Here is a 15,569-nt window from a genome sequence, read left to right on the forward strand (position 1 = left end):
GTGCCCGGGGTGACGTTGGGGGCACACACGTCCCCGGTGCCCGGGCTGTCCCGCCGCGGGGTCGGGGGCGACCGCCGGCTGCTGCCCGCCGCGACGCTGGCCGGCACCGCGGGCGTCGCGCTCGCCGCGGCCGAGATCCCGGCCGCGGCCCCCGCACGGCAGGACAGGACCTGGCTGGCCCGGGGCCTGGCCGGCTGGTACGCCGCCGGCTACGGGGCGCCGCAGGCCCGGGCGGTGGCCACCCCGGACGCCGCCCGCATACGTGCCGCGGTCGGCGCCGGGATCACCGGACTGCCCGCGCTGCAGGGCTCGCTCGTCGCCCGCTCCGCAGGACCGCTGCCCGCCGCCGCCGTGGCCGCCTGCGCGCCGCTCGGCCGGGTCCTGGCCAGAAGGATGTCCCCGACATGACCGTCCGCTTCGGCTACGGCACCAACGGCTTCGCCAACCACCGCCTGACGGACGCGCTCGCCGTCATCGCCGACCTCGGCTACGAGGGCGTCGCCCTCACCCTCGACCACGACCACCTCGACCCGTTCGGCCCCGACCTGGCCCGCAGGACCGACGCCCTGGCGGCCCTGCTCGACCGGCTCGGGCTCGCCGTCGTCATCGAGACCGGCGCCCGCTACCTGCTCGACCCGTGGCACAAGCACGCCCCGACACTGCTGGACGACGAGCCCGCGCTGCGCCTGGACTTCCTGCGGCGGGCGGTGCGCATCGGCGCCGACCTGGGGGCGGAGGCCGTCTCCTTCTGGGCCGGGATACGCCCCGCCGCGGTGCCCGAGGACACCGCGTGGGACCGGCTGGTACGGGGCTGCGCGGAGGTCGCCGCCGAGGCGGACGCCGCAGGTGTGCAGTTGGGCTTCGAACCCGAACCCGGCATGCTCGTGCAGACCCTCGACGACTGGTTCACGCTGCACGCCCGGCTCGGCGGCCCCGGCTGCTTCGGCCTCACCCTCGACATCGGGCACTGCCGCTGCATCGAGCCGTGGCCCGTCGAGGAGTGCGTCGCCAAGGCAGGCCCGCACCTGGTCAACGTGCAGATCGACGACATGCGCAGGGACGTCCACGAGCACCTCGAATTCGGCACCGGCGAGGTCGACTTCACCGCCGCGCTGCGCGCCCTGGACGCCACCGGATACAGCGGGCTCACCGCCGTGGAGCTGCCGCGGCACTCCCACGCCGCCCCCGGCGTCGCCCGCGCGTCGCTGGCGTTCCTCACCGACGCGCTCGCCGCGGCCCGGGCGGGCGGACCACGCGAAGCCAAGGAGGTCCCGCAGTGACCGGCGGACAGCTCGCAGACGTACTCGAAGGCCGGGTCGCCGACCCGGACTGGCTCGCGGACGCGGTGGACCGGGTGGCGCGCGACCCCGACGCGGTCGCCGCCCTCTTCCCCGCGGCAGGCCGCCGCTGCGGCCGCGGCCCGCTGCCCGACGAGGCCCTCGGCCGGGACGCGGGACCCGACGCCGCGCCCGACCCGGTGGGCTGGACGGTGGACGACGCGGCCCGCGTCCTGCTGCTCACCGCGCTGCCGCTGCACGGCACCGCGCTGGCCGGGCAGGTCGACGCGCTCTACCGGTACGGCAGCGCCGACGAGAAGCGGGCGGTGCTGCGCGCGCTGCCGCTGCTGGACCTCGGGTCCGCGGGGGTGGACATCCTGCACGACGCGCTGCGCACCAACGACACCCGGCTGGTCGCCGCCGCCGTCGGCCCCTACGCCCGCCACCTGGACGACCGGATGTGGCGGCAGGCCGTGCTCAAGTGCGTCTTCATGGAGATCCCGCTGACCGCCGTGGCCGACCTGGACCGCCGGGCCGACGGCGAACTGGGGCGCATGCTCGGCGACCTGGCCGACGAGCGGCGGGCCGCGGGCCGCACCATCCCCGCGGACGCCGGCATCCTGCTGGCGCTGATCGGCGACCTGCCGCCCGCCGGCGGCGACGGCACGGCGGACCGCACGGACGAACGCGAGGGGAAGGCAGGCTGATGCGCATCTTCGACCCGCACATCCACATGACCTCACGGACCACCGACGACTACGAGCGCATGGCGGCCGCCGGCGTACGGGCGCTCGTCGAGCCGGCGTTCTGGCTCGGCCAGCCGCGCACCAACGCCGGCTCCTTCACCGACTACTTCGACGCGCTGATCGGCTGGGAGCCCTTCCGCGCCGCCCAGTTCGGCATCCGCCACCACTGCACCATCGGCCTGAACCCCAAGGAGGCCAACGACCCGCGCTGCCGCGAGGTGCTCGGCCTGCTGCCCCGCTACCTCGCCAAGGACGGGGTCGTCGCGGTCGGCGAACTGGGCTACGACTCGATGACCCCCGAGGAGGACGAGGTCTTCGCCGCCCAGCTCGCCATGGCCGTCGCCCACGAGCTGCCCGCGCTGGTCCACACCCCGCACCGCGACAAGCAGCGCGGCACCCTGCGCACCCTGGACGTGGTCAAGGAGTCCGGCATCGCCCCCGGCATGGTCGTCGTGGACCACCTCAACGAGGTGACGGTCGGCTCGGTCGCCGGCAGCGGCTGCTGGATGGGCTTCTCCATCTACCCCGGCACCAAGATGTCGCCGGACCGGATGGCCGCGGTGCTGCGCGAGTACGGCCCCGAGCGGATGCTCGTCAACTCCGCAGCCGACTGGGGCCGCAGCGACCCGCTGCTCACCCTGGCCACCGGGCAGGCCATGCTGGCGGCCGGCTTCACCGACGACGAGGTGGACCGGGTGCTGTGGCGCAACCCCGTCGAGTTCTACGGGCAGTCCGGGCGGCTCGACCTGTCGCCGACCGACGGGCAGGACGCCGCGTTCGCCGGCAACTCGCTGGCCCGCGGGGGCAACTGATGCGGCTGCGGCACCGCGACGGGCAGACCGTCCACCTCGGCTACTGCACCAACGTCCACGCCGGTGAGGACCTGCCCGAGATCGTCGGCCAGCTGGACACCTACGCGGTCACCGCCAGAAGGGCGCTGGGCACCGACCGGCTCGGCGTCGGGCTGTGGCTCGCCGCCCCGGTCGCCGCCCAACTGGCCGCGGACCCCGGGGCGGTGGAGCAGCTGCGGCACGACCTGGACGTGCGCGGCCTCGATGTCGTCACCCTCAACGGCTTCCCCTACGGCGCCTTCCACGCCCCGGTCGTCAAGCACGCCGTCTACCGGCCCGACTGGCTGACCGAGGCGCGCATGGACTACACCGCCGACCTGGCCCTGGTGCTCGCCGGGCTGCTCCCCGACGACGCCGCCCGCGGCTCGGTGTCCACCCTGCCGCTGGCCTGGCGCACCCCCTGGACGGCCGCGGACCGGGCCGCCGCGCGCGGGCGGCTCGCCGAACTGGCCGACAGGCTCGCCGCCGTGCACGCCCGCACCGGCCGGCTGGTCCGGGTCGGCTTCGAGGCGGAGCCCGGCTGCGTCATGGAGACCACCGGGCAGGCCGCGGCGGAGCTGGCCGGCGTCGACACCCGCTACCTCGGGGTGTGCCTGGACCTGGCCCATCTGGCCTGCGCCTGGGAGGAGCCCGCCGCGGCGCTCGCCCGGCTGGCGGCGGCCGACCTGCCGGTGGTCAAGGTGCAGGTGTCCGCGGCGCTGCAGGCCGAGGACCCGCAGGACCCGGTCACCGCGGCGGCGCTGCGCTCGTACGCCGAGCCGCGCTTCCTGCACCAGACCCGATCGGCGGCAGGACCCGCCGCCGACGACCTCGGCGAAGCGCTCGACGCGGGGCTGCCGGGGCCGTGGCGGGTCCACTACCACGTGCCGCTGCACGCCGACCCGCAGCCGCCGCTGCGCTCCACCGTCGGCCTGCTGCGCACCGCGCTGGCCGAACTCGTCGGCGGCGAGCGGGCCGTGTGCGACCACCTGGAGGTGGAGACGTACACCTGGAACGTGCTGCCGCCCGGCCAGCGCCCCTCGGGACCCGACCGGCTCGCCGAGGGCATCGCCGCCGAACTCGCCTTCACCCGCGGCGAACTGCTCGCCCTGGGCCTGCGCGACCAACCCGTGAGGGAGATGACCAGGTCAACTTCTCGGCCCTAAAGGACCGAGCTTGTCGGCTCGGTTCTTTACGCCTTGTCGCGCTCCTGACTGCCCGCTACGAGGGGGCGGTCACAGGTCGCATCCACCAGCCGGGGAGGTCAATCCCTTTGTGGTACGGGTCCGTTGACAAGAACCCACGCCGAGCGTGCGCGGTTGCGTACGTTGACCCCGGCGACGTGGTCGGCCGGCCCAGCGAGGCCGCACCGACGACAGCAGAAATGGTCCCGGGTGGGACGATTGTTCCTCGCCGTGTGACCGCACCGGGGACACATCTGCGAGGTGTAACGGGCGTCCACCGCGATCACCGGTACCCCTGCCCTGCAGGCCTTGTACCGCAGGTGCTCTTCGAGCTGGTGGAACGGCCAGGACGAGAACGTGGCCCGCTGGTCGCGGGAAGGCCGTACCCGGTCACGAATGCCACCCAGATCCTCCAGGGCAACACCACGACCGGTGCGTTGCGCAACGGCCACGATCTCCTTGCTGATCTTGTGATTGATGTGCGCGGCGTGCCGCGCTTCCCTCTTCGCCCGCCGCTTGGCGCGGCGATTCGCGCTGCGGGTCCCCTTCGCCTGCAACTCCGCACGTTTACGGGCGTGCCAACGCCGGTACCGGCCAAGCCTGCGGCCCTGATAGTTGTCCCCGTCGGAGGTGGTCGCCAGGTTCACGATGCCACGGTCCACCCCGATCCAGTCCACCGGGCACGTGTTCAGCGCGTTTTCCGGGACCTCGCAGGTGGCGATCAGGAACCACATGCCGTCCCGGTGGACCAGATCCGACTCACCCCGCCGGTACTTCGCCAGCACCGCAAGATGATCCGGATGCCCTGCGAACGCAATGCCCTTGATCCGCCCGGCGGTGGTCCAGACGGATACCGTCCGCGCATCGTGCTGCCACGACAGAATCCGGTCGTCATACGGCTGAGCCGCACCAGGCCGGAACCCGATCGGCTTCGACTCCGCCCGCCTGCGGCGCTTCGACCCCTCGGGGCCGAGATTCCCCGCCCGGACGTTCGCCCGAAGTGTCGCGTAGGCGTCCACAACCTTCTTCACCGTACGCACCACGGGCTGCGCCGCCAGCCCGAACTCGGCCTTGACCCGCGTGTAGACCAGCTTCTGCAACTCGTTACGGGACCTGGTGCCCGACTCGTGCGCCACCACCGATACCGCGTCCGCCGCCTTGTTGCACGCAGCAAGGGTCGCGGCCAAAGCCGCCCCCACCTCAGGCGACGGCAACGGCTTCACCCGTACCACGATCTTCACCCCACCAACCTAACCCCGGCCACTGACAACACCCGAAAGCACAGGTCACACCGGATGCGCAGAGAACTCCACCGCTACGCGGCTCCGCCCCAAGGACCCATTCCTCCCCGGCCTGAAGGCCGGGGCTTCCTAGGAGAAACCAGGTGAACCGACCGCCGACCCCGCTCGTCGTCCTCGACATCGTCGGGCTGACCCCCCGGCTGCTGCGGCACATGCCGCGCCTCGCCTCGATCGCCGACACCGGCTGGCAGTCCGGGCTCACCCCGGTGCTGCCCGCCGTCACCTGCTCGGTGCAGGCCACCCTGCTCACCGGCGCCCCGCCGAGCGAGCACGGCATCGTCGGCAACGGCTGGTACTTCCGCGACCTCGGCGAAGTCCTGCTGTGGCGGCAGCACAACGGCCTCATGGGCGGCGACAAGCTGTGGGACGCGGCCCGCCGCGAGCACCCCGGCTACACCGTCGCCAACATCTGCTGGTGGTACGCGATGGGCGCCGACACCGACTGGACGGTGACCCCGCGCCCGATCTACTACGCCGACGGCCGCAAGGAACCCGACTGCTACACCGACCCGCCCGAGCTGCACGACGAACTCACCGCGGCACTGGGCACCTTCCCGCTGTTCACCTACTGGGGACCCACCGCAGGGCTGCCGTCGTCGGCGTGGATCTGCGGCGCCGCACAGCAGATCATGGCCCGGCACGACCCCGACCTGACGCTGGTGTACGTCCCGCACCTCGACTACGACCTGCAGCGGTTCGGCCCCTCGGGTCCGCAGGCGGCAGCCGCCGCGGCGGAGCTGGACGCGGTGCTCGGCCCGCTGCTGGACGTGGCGCGCGAGCGCGGCGCGACCGTCGTGGCGCTGTCGGAGTACGGCATCACGCAGGCCAGGCGCCCGGTCGACGTCAACCGGCTGCTGCGCAGGGAGAACCTGCTGCGCGTCCACACCCAGGCCGGCATGGAGTACCTGGACCCGTGGACGTCCCGCGCCTTCGCCGTCGCCGACCACCAGGTCGCGCACGTCTACGTCGACGACCCGGCCGACCTGCCGCTGGTGCGCAAGCTGTGCGCCGAGCTGCCCGGGGTCGCCGAGGTGCTCGGCGAGCAGGAGAAGGCGGCGTACGGCCTGGACCACCCGCGGGCCGGCGACCTCGTGCTGGTCGCCGAGGCCGACGCCTGGTTCACGTACTACTACTGGCTGGACGACGCCCGCGCACCGGACTTCGCCCGGCTGGTGGAGATCCACCGCAAACCCGGCTACGACCCCGCCGAGCTGTTCTTCGACCCGGCGGCGCCGGCCGCGGCCAAGCGCAGGGCGGGCGTCGCGCTGGCCCGCAAGAAGCTCGGCATGCGCTACCTGATGAGCGCGATCGGCCTGGACGCGGGCGCCGCCGCCGTCCGCGGCAGCCACGGCCGGCTGCCCGACGACCCGCAGGACGGCCCGGTCCTGCTCTGCTCGCAGCCGTACGGCGCCCGCGAGCAGTACGAGGCGACCGAGGTCAAGCAACTCCTGCTGGACCTCGCCGCCCGCTAGCTGTATTGCCCCGGGCGCCGGCGCCCCGGTGGTCCCGGGGCGCCGGCGTTTCCCGGCTCAGGCGGTGACGACCACCGGCTTGCCGGTCTCGCCCTCCTCGCCGGCCTCCTCGGCCAGCCGCATCGCCTCGTCGATCAGCGTCTCCACGATCTTCGACTCGGGGACGGTCTTGACGATCTTGCCCTTGACGAAGATCTGCCCCTTGCCGTTGCCGGACGCCACCCCGAGGTCGGCCTCGCGGGCCTCGCCGGGACCGTTGACGACGCAGCCCATCACCGCGACCCGCAGCGGCACTTCGAGCCCGTCCAGGCCCGCGGTGACCTCCTCGGCCAGCTTGTAGACGTCCACCTGGGCACGGCCGCAGGACGGGCAGGAGACGATCTCCAGGCGGCGCTGCCGCAGCCCGAGCGACTCCAGGATCGCGATGCCGACCTTGGCCTCCTCGGCGGGCGGCGCCGACAGCGACACCCGGATGGTGTCGCCGATGCCCTCGGCCAGCAGCACCCCGAAGGCCACCGACGACTTCACCGTCCCCTGGAAGAACGGCCCGGCCTCGGTCACCCCCAGGTGCAGCGGGTAGTCGCAGGCCGCCGCGAGCTTGCGGTACGCCGAGACCATCACCACCGGGTCGTGGTGCTTCACCGAGATCTTCAGGTCCTGGAAGCCGTGCTCCTCGAACAGCGAGCACTCCCACAGCGCCGACTCCACCAGCGCGTCGGGCGTCGCGCTGCCGTGCTTGGCCAGCAGCCGCTTGTCCAGTGAACCGGCGTTGACGCCGATCCTGATCGGCACCTGCGCGTCGGCCGCGGCCTTCGCGATCTCGGCGACCTTGTCGTCGAACTCCTTGATGTTGCCCGGGTTGACCCGGACCGCCGCACACCCCGCGTCGATCGCCGCGAAGACGTACCGCGGCTGGAAGTGGATGTCGGCGATCACCGGGATCTGCGACTTGCGGGCGATCTGCGGCAGCGCTTCCGCGTCATCCGCGGACGGCACCGCCACCCGTACGATCTGGCAGCCGGACGCGGTCAGTTCGGCGATCTGCTGGAGCGTGGCGTTCACGTCCGCGGTCACCGTCGTGGTCATCGACTGCACACTCACCGGCGCCCCGCCGCCCACCAGCACGGCCCGGTCGTCGTGGCCCAGCTTCAGCTGCCGGCTCACCCTGCGCGGGCCGAGGGTGAGCGGTACCTGCGGTATGCCGAGATCCACCATCTGTGATCATCCTCTCCGTTCGGTCGTACCGGGCCGGCCACATCGGGTGCCCCGCCCGTTCCCGGTGGGCCGTCAGCGGTCCCGGTAGGCGACCTGCGTCGCCATCTCGCCCAGCCGCTCCCGCCAGCCGCCGGCCAGCGGTGCCGCGTCCAGTGCCGTACGGGCGGTCGTCACCAGCTCGTCGATCCGCTTCTCGATCTCCTCGCGCACCCCGGAGGCCAGCAGCGCCGCGCGCAGCCCCGCCGGGTCGAAGTCGCCGTTGCCGCCCTGCTCCAGCAGCCGGGCCACCTCGGCGTCCTCGGTCGCCGCGAGTGCCAGCAGCAGGTTCATCTTGTGCTCGCTGACGTCCAGGCCGGCCGGCTTGCCGGTCGCCTCGGAGTCGCCGAACGCGTCGAGCAGGTCGTCGCGCAGCTGGAAGGCCTCGCCGGCCGCCAGCCCGTACGCCTCGAAGGCCGCCTGCAGGTCGGGCCGCCCGGCCAGGGCCGCGCCGAGCGAGAGGGGGCGCTGGATGGTGTAGCGGCCGGACTTGCCGACCGCGATCCAGCGCGCCAGGTCCGCGTCCGGGACGGCCTCGGCCGCCAGCGCGATGTCCAGGTGCTGGCCGACCAGCATCTCGGTGCCCAGGTGCATCCAGATCGCCCTGGCGTGCGCGGGCAGGCCGCCGGCCAGCCGGTGGGCGTAGCCGAACGCCAGGTCGCCGGCCAGGATGGCGACGCCCTCGCCGTACCGGCGCGCCTCCCCGGCCCAGCCCGACTCCGCGTGCAGGCCGGCGTGCCGGGCGTGCACCGTCGGCTCGCCGCGCCGGGTGGGGGAGTTGTCCAGCACGTCGTCGTGGATGAGCGCGTGGGCGTGCAGCAGTTCCAGGCCCGCCGCCGCGGCGACGACCGCGTCCGCGCCCTCGGCGTCCTCCAGGGTGCCGCCGGCCGCCAGGTAGCCGCTGATGCAGAAGGTGGGGCGCAGCCGCTTGCCGCCCGCCGCGACCAGCTCCCTGACCGCCTCGACCGGCACCGCGGCCCGCGCGTCGACCGCGCCCCAGTGCGCGATCTCGGCGTCGAGCAGCTCGTCGATGCGGGCGCTGACCCGGTCGAGCAGCTCCGCGCACGCGTCGTCGTCGCCGCCCCGCGCCGACGGCGGCTCCAGCCCCAGCGGCGGCCGGAAGACCACCGTCTCGACCGCGGTGACCTCGGTCTCGACGTCGCCGTAGCCCAGCTGGGCCAGCCGCTCGATGACCTGCTCGACCAGCAGCTCGGGCGCGCTGGCGCCCGCGCTCAGCCCCACGGTGCCGACGCCGGCCAGCCACTGCGGGTCCAGGTGCCCGGCGTCGGGCAGCAGGTACGCCCGGGTGCCGGCGTCCTCCGAGACCTCCACCATCCGCACCGTGTTGCTGGAGTTGGCCGAACCGACCACCAGCACCAGGTCGCTGCGGGCGGCGATCGACTTCACCGAGTTCTGCCGGTTCTGGCTGGCGTAGCAGACGTCGTCGGTCCCAGGACCGGTCAGCCGGGAGAAGCGCTCGTGGAGGATGGAGACGATCTCCTCGGTGTCGTCGAGCGACAGCGTGGTCTGGGTGAGATAGCTGACGTTCGCGTCCGCCGGCAGGTCCAGCCGCCTGGCCTCCTCCGCGTCCTGCACGATGACCGTGCGCTCCGGCGCCTCGCCGAAGGTGCCCTCGATCTCCTCGTGGTCGGCGTGCCCGACCAGGATCAGCGTCCGCCCGTCACGCGCGTACCTGCGCGCCTCCTGGTGGACCTTGGCCACCAGCGGGCAGGTCGCGTCGATCACCGTGAGGTTGCGCTCGGCGGCGTTGTCGCGCACCTGAGGGGACACGCCGTGCGCGGAGAAGATGCACACCGCCCCGTCCGGCACCTCGGTCTCGGAGTCGACGAACCTGGCGCCGCGCTCCTCCAGTTCGCGCACCACGTGCTCGTTGTGCACGATCTGCTTGCGTACGTAGACGGGAGCTCCGTGCAGCTCCAGCGCGCGCTCCACGATCTCGATGGCCCTGCGCACACCGGCGCAGAAGCCGCGCGGCTCCGCCAGAATGACCTTCTTGCCGCCCGATTGCCGCGTGTTCTCCAGTGTGGTAGCCATATGGAAAAGGGTGCGGAACCGCGGGGGCGAACACAAGGAACCCGGTGGGGCAGATTATTGTCACGCCGTCTCAATGACGTGCCGGCAAAGCCCCGGTGACGCCGGGCTTCCACGACTGTCCCGTGAGTTGGCGGTGGCTTGGCGACACGCGCTCTTGACGGGCCGTCAGGAGGGTGACGCGAGACGCGTGAGGTCAATCGAAGCGGCTGTGACCTGCGCTGACATGATCACACGGGTATTTTCCGCGCCCTGCCAAGTCGTCGCCAAGTGGTTCGCAAGTTAAATGGGCAACGATATGGCGTACTGCGTTCGGAGACTTCGGGGAAATCTCGACCCACAGAAGGTGGATGCCAGGTATGGCAACTCTGTGCAAGCCAGCGGTGAGCGTGCCGGAATACGTCATCACCATGGAAGACACCCTTGAATTCGCCAAGAAGGTGCACAAGGGAAAGCCACAGCTTCCGTTGGCGCTTCGTCTGATCCAGAAGACCGGGGTCACGAAGCGGCATATCGTCCAGCCCATCGAGAAGACACTTCTCCACCCGGGCTTCGAGGAGCGCAACCGCGTCTACGAACTGGAGTCCAAGAAGAGGTGCCCTGAGGTCATCGAGACCGCCCTGGCGAACGCCGGCGTGACGGCGCAGGACATCGACGCCATCATCTACGTGTCCTGCACCGGCTTCATGATGCCGTCGCTGACCGCCTGGCTGATCAACACGATGGGCTTCCGGTACGACACCCGGCAGATCCCCATCGCCCAGCTGGGCTGCGCCGCGGGCGGCGCCGCGATCAACCGCGCCTTCGACTTCTGCGAGGCGCACCCGGACTCCAACGTCCTGATCGTCTCCTGCGAGCTGTGCTCGCTGTGCTATCAGCCGGTCGACGACAACGTCGGATCGCTGCTGTCCGACGGCCTGTTCGGCGACGCTGTGGCCGCCGCGGTCGTCAGGAGCAACGGCGGCACCGGCGTGCGGCTGGAGCGCAACGCGTCCTACCTCATCCCCAACACCGAGGACTGGATCTCCTACGCGGTGCGCTCCACCGGCTTCCACTTCCAGCTGGACCGCCGGGTCCCCGGCACCATGGAGCCGCTCGCCCCGATCCTGCGCCAGCTCGCGGCCGACCACGGCTGGAACGTCGCCAACCTGGACTTCTACATCATCCACGCCGGCGGCCCGCGCATCCTGGACGACCTGTGCAAGTACCTCAACGTCGACCGCAGCATGTTCCGGCACAGCTGGTCCACCCTGAGCGAGTACGGGAACATCGCCAGCGCCGTCGTCCTCGAAGCGCTGCGCCGGCTGTTCGAGGAGGACGAGATGCTGCCGGGCGGCACCGGGATCGTGGCCGGCTTCGGCCCCGGCATCACCGCCGAGATGGCGGTGGGCACCTGGGCCGTCGACGTGCCGCGCAGCCGGCAGGCGACGCCGATCGCCGCTTCCGCGACCCCCCTGGTGTGACACTCGCGCACACCGTGCACCCGGTCGCCGCCGGGCGCGCGCCCGGCAAGCCGCAGGTTCGTCCCGACCGCAGGCCCGCACGCGGGCCGCAGGTCCCCAGAAGTGTCGCCGGAGGTGGCCACATTGGACCCGATCCCCTTGGTTCACGCGAGTTTGGGCAAGCAGGAACTGGCCGCCGTCGAGGAGGTGTTCGCCTCGGAGTGGACGGCCGGGCAGGGGCCGCGCGGCAAGGCGCTGGAGAAGGAGCTGGCCGAGCGCTACGGCGTCGCTGACGCCGTCACGCTCAGCAACTGCGCCGCGGCCCTGCACCTGGCGCTGCTCGCGCTGGGGGTGGGGCCGGGCGACGAGGTGATCGTCGCCGACTACACCTTCCCCGCCCCCGCCCACGCCGCCCGCTACGTCGGGGCCGTGCCGGTCTTCGCCGACGCGCGCCCCGACACCGGCACCGTCGACCCGCAGGCGGTGGCCGACCTGATCGGCCCGCGGACCGTCGGCGTGATCGCGGTCGACACCGTCGGCCTGCCCGCCGACTACGCGGAGCTGGAGGCGATCACCGGCCGCCACGGGCTCTTCCTCATCGAGGACGCCGCGTGCGCGGTCGGCGCCACCTACCGCGGCCGCCCGGCCGGCGCGCTGGCACCCATCGGCGCGCTGTCCTTCCACGGCCGCAAGGGCATCACCAGCGGCGAGGGCGGCGCGCTGCTCGCCGCCGACCCGGCGATCGGCGCCGACGTACGGCTGCGGTCGTCCTTCGGCATCGGCAGCATCTTCGACAAGTCGCAGACCATCGGGCTGCCGATCCCCGAGTTCACCGAGATCGGCTACAACTACAAGCTCTCCGACATCGCCGCCGCGATCCTCCAGGTGCAGCTCGGCCGGATCGGGGAACTGCTCGACCGCCGCAACGCGGTCGCCGCACGCTACGCCGAACTGCTCGGCGGCGAGGAACTGCTGACGCTGCCGCACGTCCCGGCCGACCGCACCCACGCCTGGCAGTCCTACCTGGTCGCCCTCGACCCGACGGTGGACCGTGCCGCCGTCGCGGCGGAGCTGCGGGCACAGGGCATCGGCTGCGGGCACGGCACCTGGGCGAGCCACACCCAGCCGGTCTACGAGGCGAAGCAGACCTGCCCGGTCTCCGCGGACCTCTTCGCCCGCCAACTCGCCATCCCCATGCACGCGGAGCTGACCCTGGACCAGGCGGAGCGCGTCTCCACCGCCCTGCGCGCCGCCCTGCGCAGCCACGCGGGCACGCACCGGCCGTCCGCCGCACCGCAGACCCCCACCGCCAGCCCGCGCGAGAACCAGGAAGGTACGTCATGACCAGCAGCCAGCCGACGTCGGACCGGATCATGCGGCTCATCACCGGCTACTGGGCCACCGGCATCGTCGGAGCGGCGTCGAGCCACTCCGTCTTCACCCACCTGGAGAACGGCGCCACGAACGCCGAGCAGCTGGCCGACCGCGCCGCGATCTCCCAGCGCGGCGCGCAGGCCCTGCTGGACGGCCTGGTCAGCCTCGGCCTGGTGGAGCAGCACGGCGGCGGCTACCGCAACTCCGCCGAGGCCTCCGCCTTCCTGGTGGAGGGCAGCCCCGACTGCCTGACCGGCTTCGCCAAGCTCAAGGCCGGCCACATGGCCTCGCTCACCGACCTGCCCGAGGTCGTCCGCGTCGGCGGCCCGATCTCCGACGCGGTCGTCGAGGTCGCCGACAACCCGCACTGGGAGGAGCTGGTCCAGGCCCTCGCCGCCCAGTCCGTCCCCGTGGCGCGCACCGCCGCCGACACCCTGAAGATCGCCGACGCCGGCGCGATCTCGATCCTCGACATCGGCGGCGGCTCCGGCATCTACTCGGGCACCTGGCTGGAGCGCAACCCCGCCGCCCGCGCCACCCAGCTCGACTGGGCGCCGATCAACGCGATCGCCCGCCGGCTGCTCGCCGAGCGGGGCGTGGGCGACCGCGTCACCTACGTCGACGGCGACTTCCACACCACGGAACTCGGTGCCCCCGGGTCGTACGACATCGTCGTCTACTCCAACATCGCGCACCAGGAGGGGCCGGACGACAACATGGCGCTCTTCTCCCGGGTGCGGAGCGTCCTGAAGCCCGGCGGCACCCTGGTCGTCTCCGACTACGTCGTGGACGACGACCGCAGCGGACCGCACTACCCGCTGACCTTCGCCTCCGAGATGCTGCTCAAGAGCCGGCACGGCAGCACCTGGCGGCGGGCCGACTACCACGGGTGGCTCAGCAAGACCGGCTACGACGACATCACCTTCCAGACCACGCTGTCGCCGACGACCCTGGTCTTCGCCCGGTAGCGGCGCCGCGGTGTGGGTGGGGAGTCCGACGCATCACTGGTGGAGGCATGGGATGCCATGACCGGAGCCGCCGCAGCTCCTACGAGTACGAGCACCAGCCAGAACACCTCCGGCCTCGGCGACCTGCTGCTCAACCGGATGACCACACCCGCCGGCTACATCGGCACCACCCCGACGGAGCTGATCGGCCGCTCCCGTGACCTGGAGCGGCTGGCCGCCGTGACCGCCGCCCCCGACGCGGGGCTGGTCACGGTGACCGGCCCCGCCGGGGTGGGCAAGAGCCGGCTGGTGATGGAGTTCTTCCGGCATCGGGGCAGCGGCCCCGGCGGGGGCGTCGAGGTCTTCGACTTCGCCCAGGTGACCGACACCTCGGTGGCCGGCCTCATGCTGCGCCAGCTCAGAGAGCAGTGCTACGAGGGCTCGCCCGCGGTCAGGAAGGCCCTCGAACGCGTCGCCGCGGGCAAGCACACCCTGCTGTTCGACCACTACGAGGACGTCGCCGACGACCTCGCGCCGCTGCTCGCCGAATTCCGCCGCTGCTGCCCGCAGGTCCGCATCGTCTGCGTCGGCACGGCCCGCCTCGGCCTGTACGGCGAGCGGGTCGTACGGATCGGGCCGCTGTCCACCGCAGGCCCGGAGGACGCCGAGCGGACCGCCGTCGCCGCCGTACCGGCGGTGGAGCTGTTCGTGCAGTGCGCGCGTTCGGTACGGCCGGAGTTCGCGCTGACCGCGGACAACGCGCGCCACGTGCTGGCGCTGTGCCGGCAGGCCGGCGGGCTGCCGCTGGCCATCGAACTGGCCGCCGCCCAGATCACGCTGGCCGAACCCGACCTGATCCTGGAGCGCTTCGAGAACGACCCCGGCGACCTGCACCGGCTCGACCACCACCCCTACTCGCGGCACTCCAGCATCGGCGACATGGTGGCGTGGGTGCTGGCCAGGCTCCGCCCCGAGGAGCGGACGCAACTGGTGCACCTGGCCGTCTTCCAGGGGCCTTTCACCATGCGCGCGGCGGTCGGCGTCCTGGACGGGCTGCACGGCGCGGCCTACCGCACGATGGAGCGGCTCATCGACAAGAGCGTGCTGATCCCCGACGAACGGCACGACGGAGAACTGCGGTTCAGCATCCCGCACGCGCTGCGGCTGGCCGCCGCCGGCCTGCTGGCCCGGCTGCCGGTCCATCCCGCGCTGCGGCGCGCGCACGCCGAGCACTTCAGGGGCGCCGCGGACGCCGGGGCGGCCCGGGGCCGCCCGGCTCCCGGACCCGAGACCCGGGCCGACCTGCTCGCCGCCTTCGACCACTGGCGGGAGGCGGGCGACGGCCGGGCCATGGCCGCCATCGCGCACGCCCTGCGCGGGCAGTCCGCGGCCCCGGCGCAGGCCATGCAGTGCCTGGTGCTGACCGAGGAGGCGCTGCGGGCGGTCCCCGCCGACGACCTCAGGCTGCAGGCCCGCACCTGGGAGGCCGCGGGCGACCTCGCGCTGCGGCTGGGCGCCCCGGCCGCCCGCGACCACCTCACCCGCGCCCACGACGCCCACCGGGCGGCCCGGGACGAGCAGGGCGCCCGGCGCTGCCTCGCGCTGCTCGGTGAGGAGGCCTACGCGGCGGGGGAGCCGGAGCGGGCACGGCGGCGCTTCGAGGAGGCGCGCGCGGCGGCCCCCGGCTCCGCGC

Annotated in this window: 13 protein-coding genes; 10 read left to right on the forward strand and 3 right to left on the reverse strand. The window is 72.8% G+C overall.

Annotation, left to right across the window (positions count from 1 at the left end; all coding sequences use genetic code 11):
• The 5 genes from NFU81_RS38980 to eboE form a co-directional block, all read left to right on the forward strand.
• The coding region (locus NFU81_RS38980; RefSeq protein WP_479688512.1) for a UbiA prenyltransferase family protein at window positions 1-408 on the forward strand (408 nt) is incomplete at its 5' end.
• Window positions 405-1,280 (forward strand): sugar phosphate isomerase/epimerase family protein, encoded by an 876-nt coding sequence (locus tag NFU81_RS38985; protein WP_251501560.1) that lies wholly within the window; start codon window positions 405-407, stop codon window positions 1,278-1,280. The genes NFU81_RS38980 and NFU81_RS38985, both read left to right, overlap by 4 nt.
• Window positions 1,277-1,984, forward strand: coding sequence for an EboA domain-containing protein (locus NFU81_RS38990; protein WP_251501563.1), 708 nt, complete (start codon window positions 1,277-1,279; stop codon window positions 1,982-1,984). The genes NFU81_RS38985 and NFU81_RS38990 overlap by 4 nt, the downstream gene beginning before the upstream one ends.
• Window positions 1,984-2,835, forward strand: coding sequence for a TatD family hydrolase (locus NFU81_RS38995; RefSeq protein WP_251501567.1), 852 nt, complete (start codon window positions 1,984-1,986; stop codon window positions 2,833-2,835). The genes NFU81_RS38990 and NFU81_RS38995 overlap by 1 nt, the downstream gene beginning before the upstream one ends.
• Window positions 2,835-4,019, forward strand: coding sequence for a metabolite traffic protein EboE (gene eboE / locus NFU81_RS39000; RefSeq protein WP_251501571.1), 1,185 nt, complete (start codon window positions 2,835-2,837; stop codon window positions 4,017-4,019). The genes NFU81_RS38995 and eboE overlap by 1 nt, the downstream gene beginning before the upstream one ends.
• A gap of 98 nt (window positions 4,020-4,117) precedes the next feature.
• Here eboE and NFU81_RS39005 read toward each other — a convergent pair whose 3' ends face one another.
• On the reverse strand, window positions 4,118-5,278 hold the full coding sequence (locus tag NFU81_RS39005) for an RNA-guided endonuclease InsQ/TnpB family protein (RefSeq protein ID WP_251501574.1): 1,161 nt from the start codon (window positions 5,276-5,278) through the stop codon (window positions 4,118-4,120).
• A gap of 143 nt (window positions 5,279-5,421) precedes the next feature.
• On the opposite strand from NFU81_RS39005, the gene NFU81_RS39010 reads away from it, so the two are divergent.
• Window positions 5,422-6,810: an alkaline phosphatase family protein gene (locus NFU81_RS39010; protein WP_274038044.1), complete on the forward strand. Its 1,389-nt coding sequence runs from the start codon at window positions 5,422-5,424 to the stop codon at window positions 6,808-6,810.
• Between the two features lie 57 nt (window positions 6,811-6,867).
• Here the strand turns inward: NFU81_RS39010 and ispG are convergent, their stop codons facing one another.
• Together ispG and ispH are read right to left on the reverse strand one after the other, a co-directional pair.
• Complete coding sequence (gene ispG, locus NFU81_RS39015; RefSeq protein WP_251501576.1) at window positions 6,868-8,025, reverse strand: flavodoxin-dependent (E)-4-hydroxy-3-methylbut-2-enyl-diphosphate synthase; 1,158 nt, start codon at window positions 8,023-8,025, stop codon at window positions 6,868-6,870.
• 72 nt (window positions 8,026-8,097) lie between these two features.
• Window positions 8,098-10,116 (reverse strand): 4-hydroxy-3-methylbut-2-enyl diphosphate reductase, encoded by a 2,019-nt coding sequence (gene ispH / locus NFU81_RS39020; RefSeq protein ID WP_251501578.1) that lies wholly within the window; start codon window positions 10,114-10,116, stop codon window positions 8,098-8,100.
• Between the two features lie 356 nt (window positions 10,117-10,472).
• Here ispH and NFU81_RS39025 point away from each other — a divergent pair, with 356 nt between their 5' ends.
• The 4 genes from NFU81_RS39025 to NFU81_RS39040 all read left to right on the forward strand — a co-directional run.
• Entirely contained in the window at window positions 10,473-11,576 is a 1,104-nt protein-coding gene (locus NFU81_RS39025) for a type III polyketide synthase (RefSeq protein ID WP_251501580.1), read from the forward strand.
• Between the two features lie 123 nt (window positions 11,577-11,699).
• The gene (locus tag NFU81_RS39030; protein WP_251501581.1) at window positions 11,700-12,899 is read left to right on the forward strand and encodes a DegT/DnrJ/EryC1/StrS family aminotransferase; all 1,200 of its coding nucleotides are present in this window, start codon (window positions 11,700-11,702) and stop codon (window positions 12,897-12,899) included.
• Complete coding sequence (locus NFU81_RS39035; protein WP_251501583.1) at window positions 12,896-13,897, forward strand: class I SAM-dependent methyltransferase; 1,002 nt, start codon at window positions 12,896-12,898, stop codon at window positions 13,895-13,897. Before NFU81_RS39030 ends, NFU81_RS39035 begins: the two co-directional genes overlap by 4 nt.
• Before the next feature lie 57 nt (window positions 13,898-13,954).
• A partial coding sequence (locus tag NFU81_RS39040; protein WP_251501584.1) for an ATP-binding protein occupies window positions 13,955-15,569 on the forward strand: 1,615 nt, incomplete at its 3' end.

The organism is Actinacidiphila cocklensis (assembly GCF_907177275.1).
Lineage (GTDB): Bacteria > Actinomycetota > Actinomycetes > Streptomycetales > Streptomycetaceae > Actinacidiphila > Actinacidiphila cocklensis.

What these genes read in the sequence shown, in the direction of transcription:
- NFU81_RS39025 (WP_251501580.1), top strand. Translation starts at nt 10,473, where the DNA reads ATGGCAACTCTGTGCAAGCCAGCGGTGAGCGTGCCGGAATACGTCATC.
- eboE (WP_251501571.1), top strand. Translation starts at nt 2,835, where the DNA reads ATGCGGCTGCGGCACCGCGACGGGCAGACCGTCCACCTCGGCTACTGC.
- ispH (WP_251501578.1), bottom strand. Translation starts at nt 10,116, where the DNA reads ATGGCTACCACACTGGAGAACACGCGGCAATCGGGCGGCAAGAAGGTC.
- NFU81_RS39035 (WP_251501583.1), top strand. Translation starts at nt 12,896, where the DNA reads ATGACCAGCAGCCAGCCGACGTCGGACCGGATCATGCGGCTCATCACC.
- NFU81_RS38995 (WP_251501567.1), top strand. Translation starts at nt 1,984, where the DNA reads ATGCGCATCTTCGACCCGCACATCCACATGACCTCACGGACCACCGAC.
- NFU81_RS38985 (WP_251501560.1), top strand. Translation starts at nt 405, where the DNA reads ATGACCGTCCGCTTCGGCTACGGCACCAACGGCTTCGCCAACCACCGC.
- ispG (WP_251501576.1), bottom strand. Translation starts at nt 8,025, where the DNA reads ATGGTGGATCTCGGCATACCGCAGGTACCGCTCACCCTCGGCCCGCGC.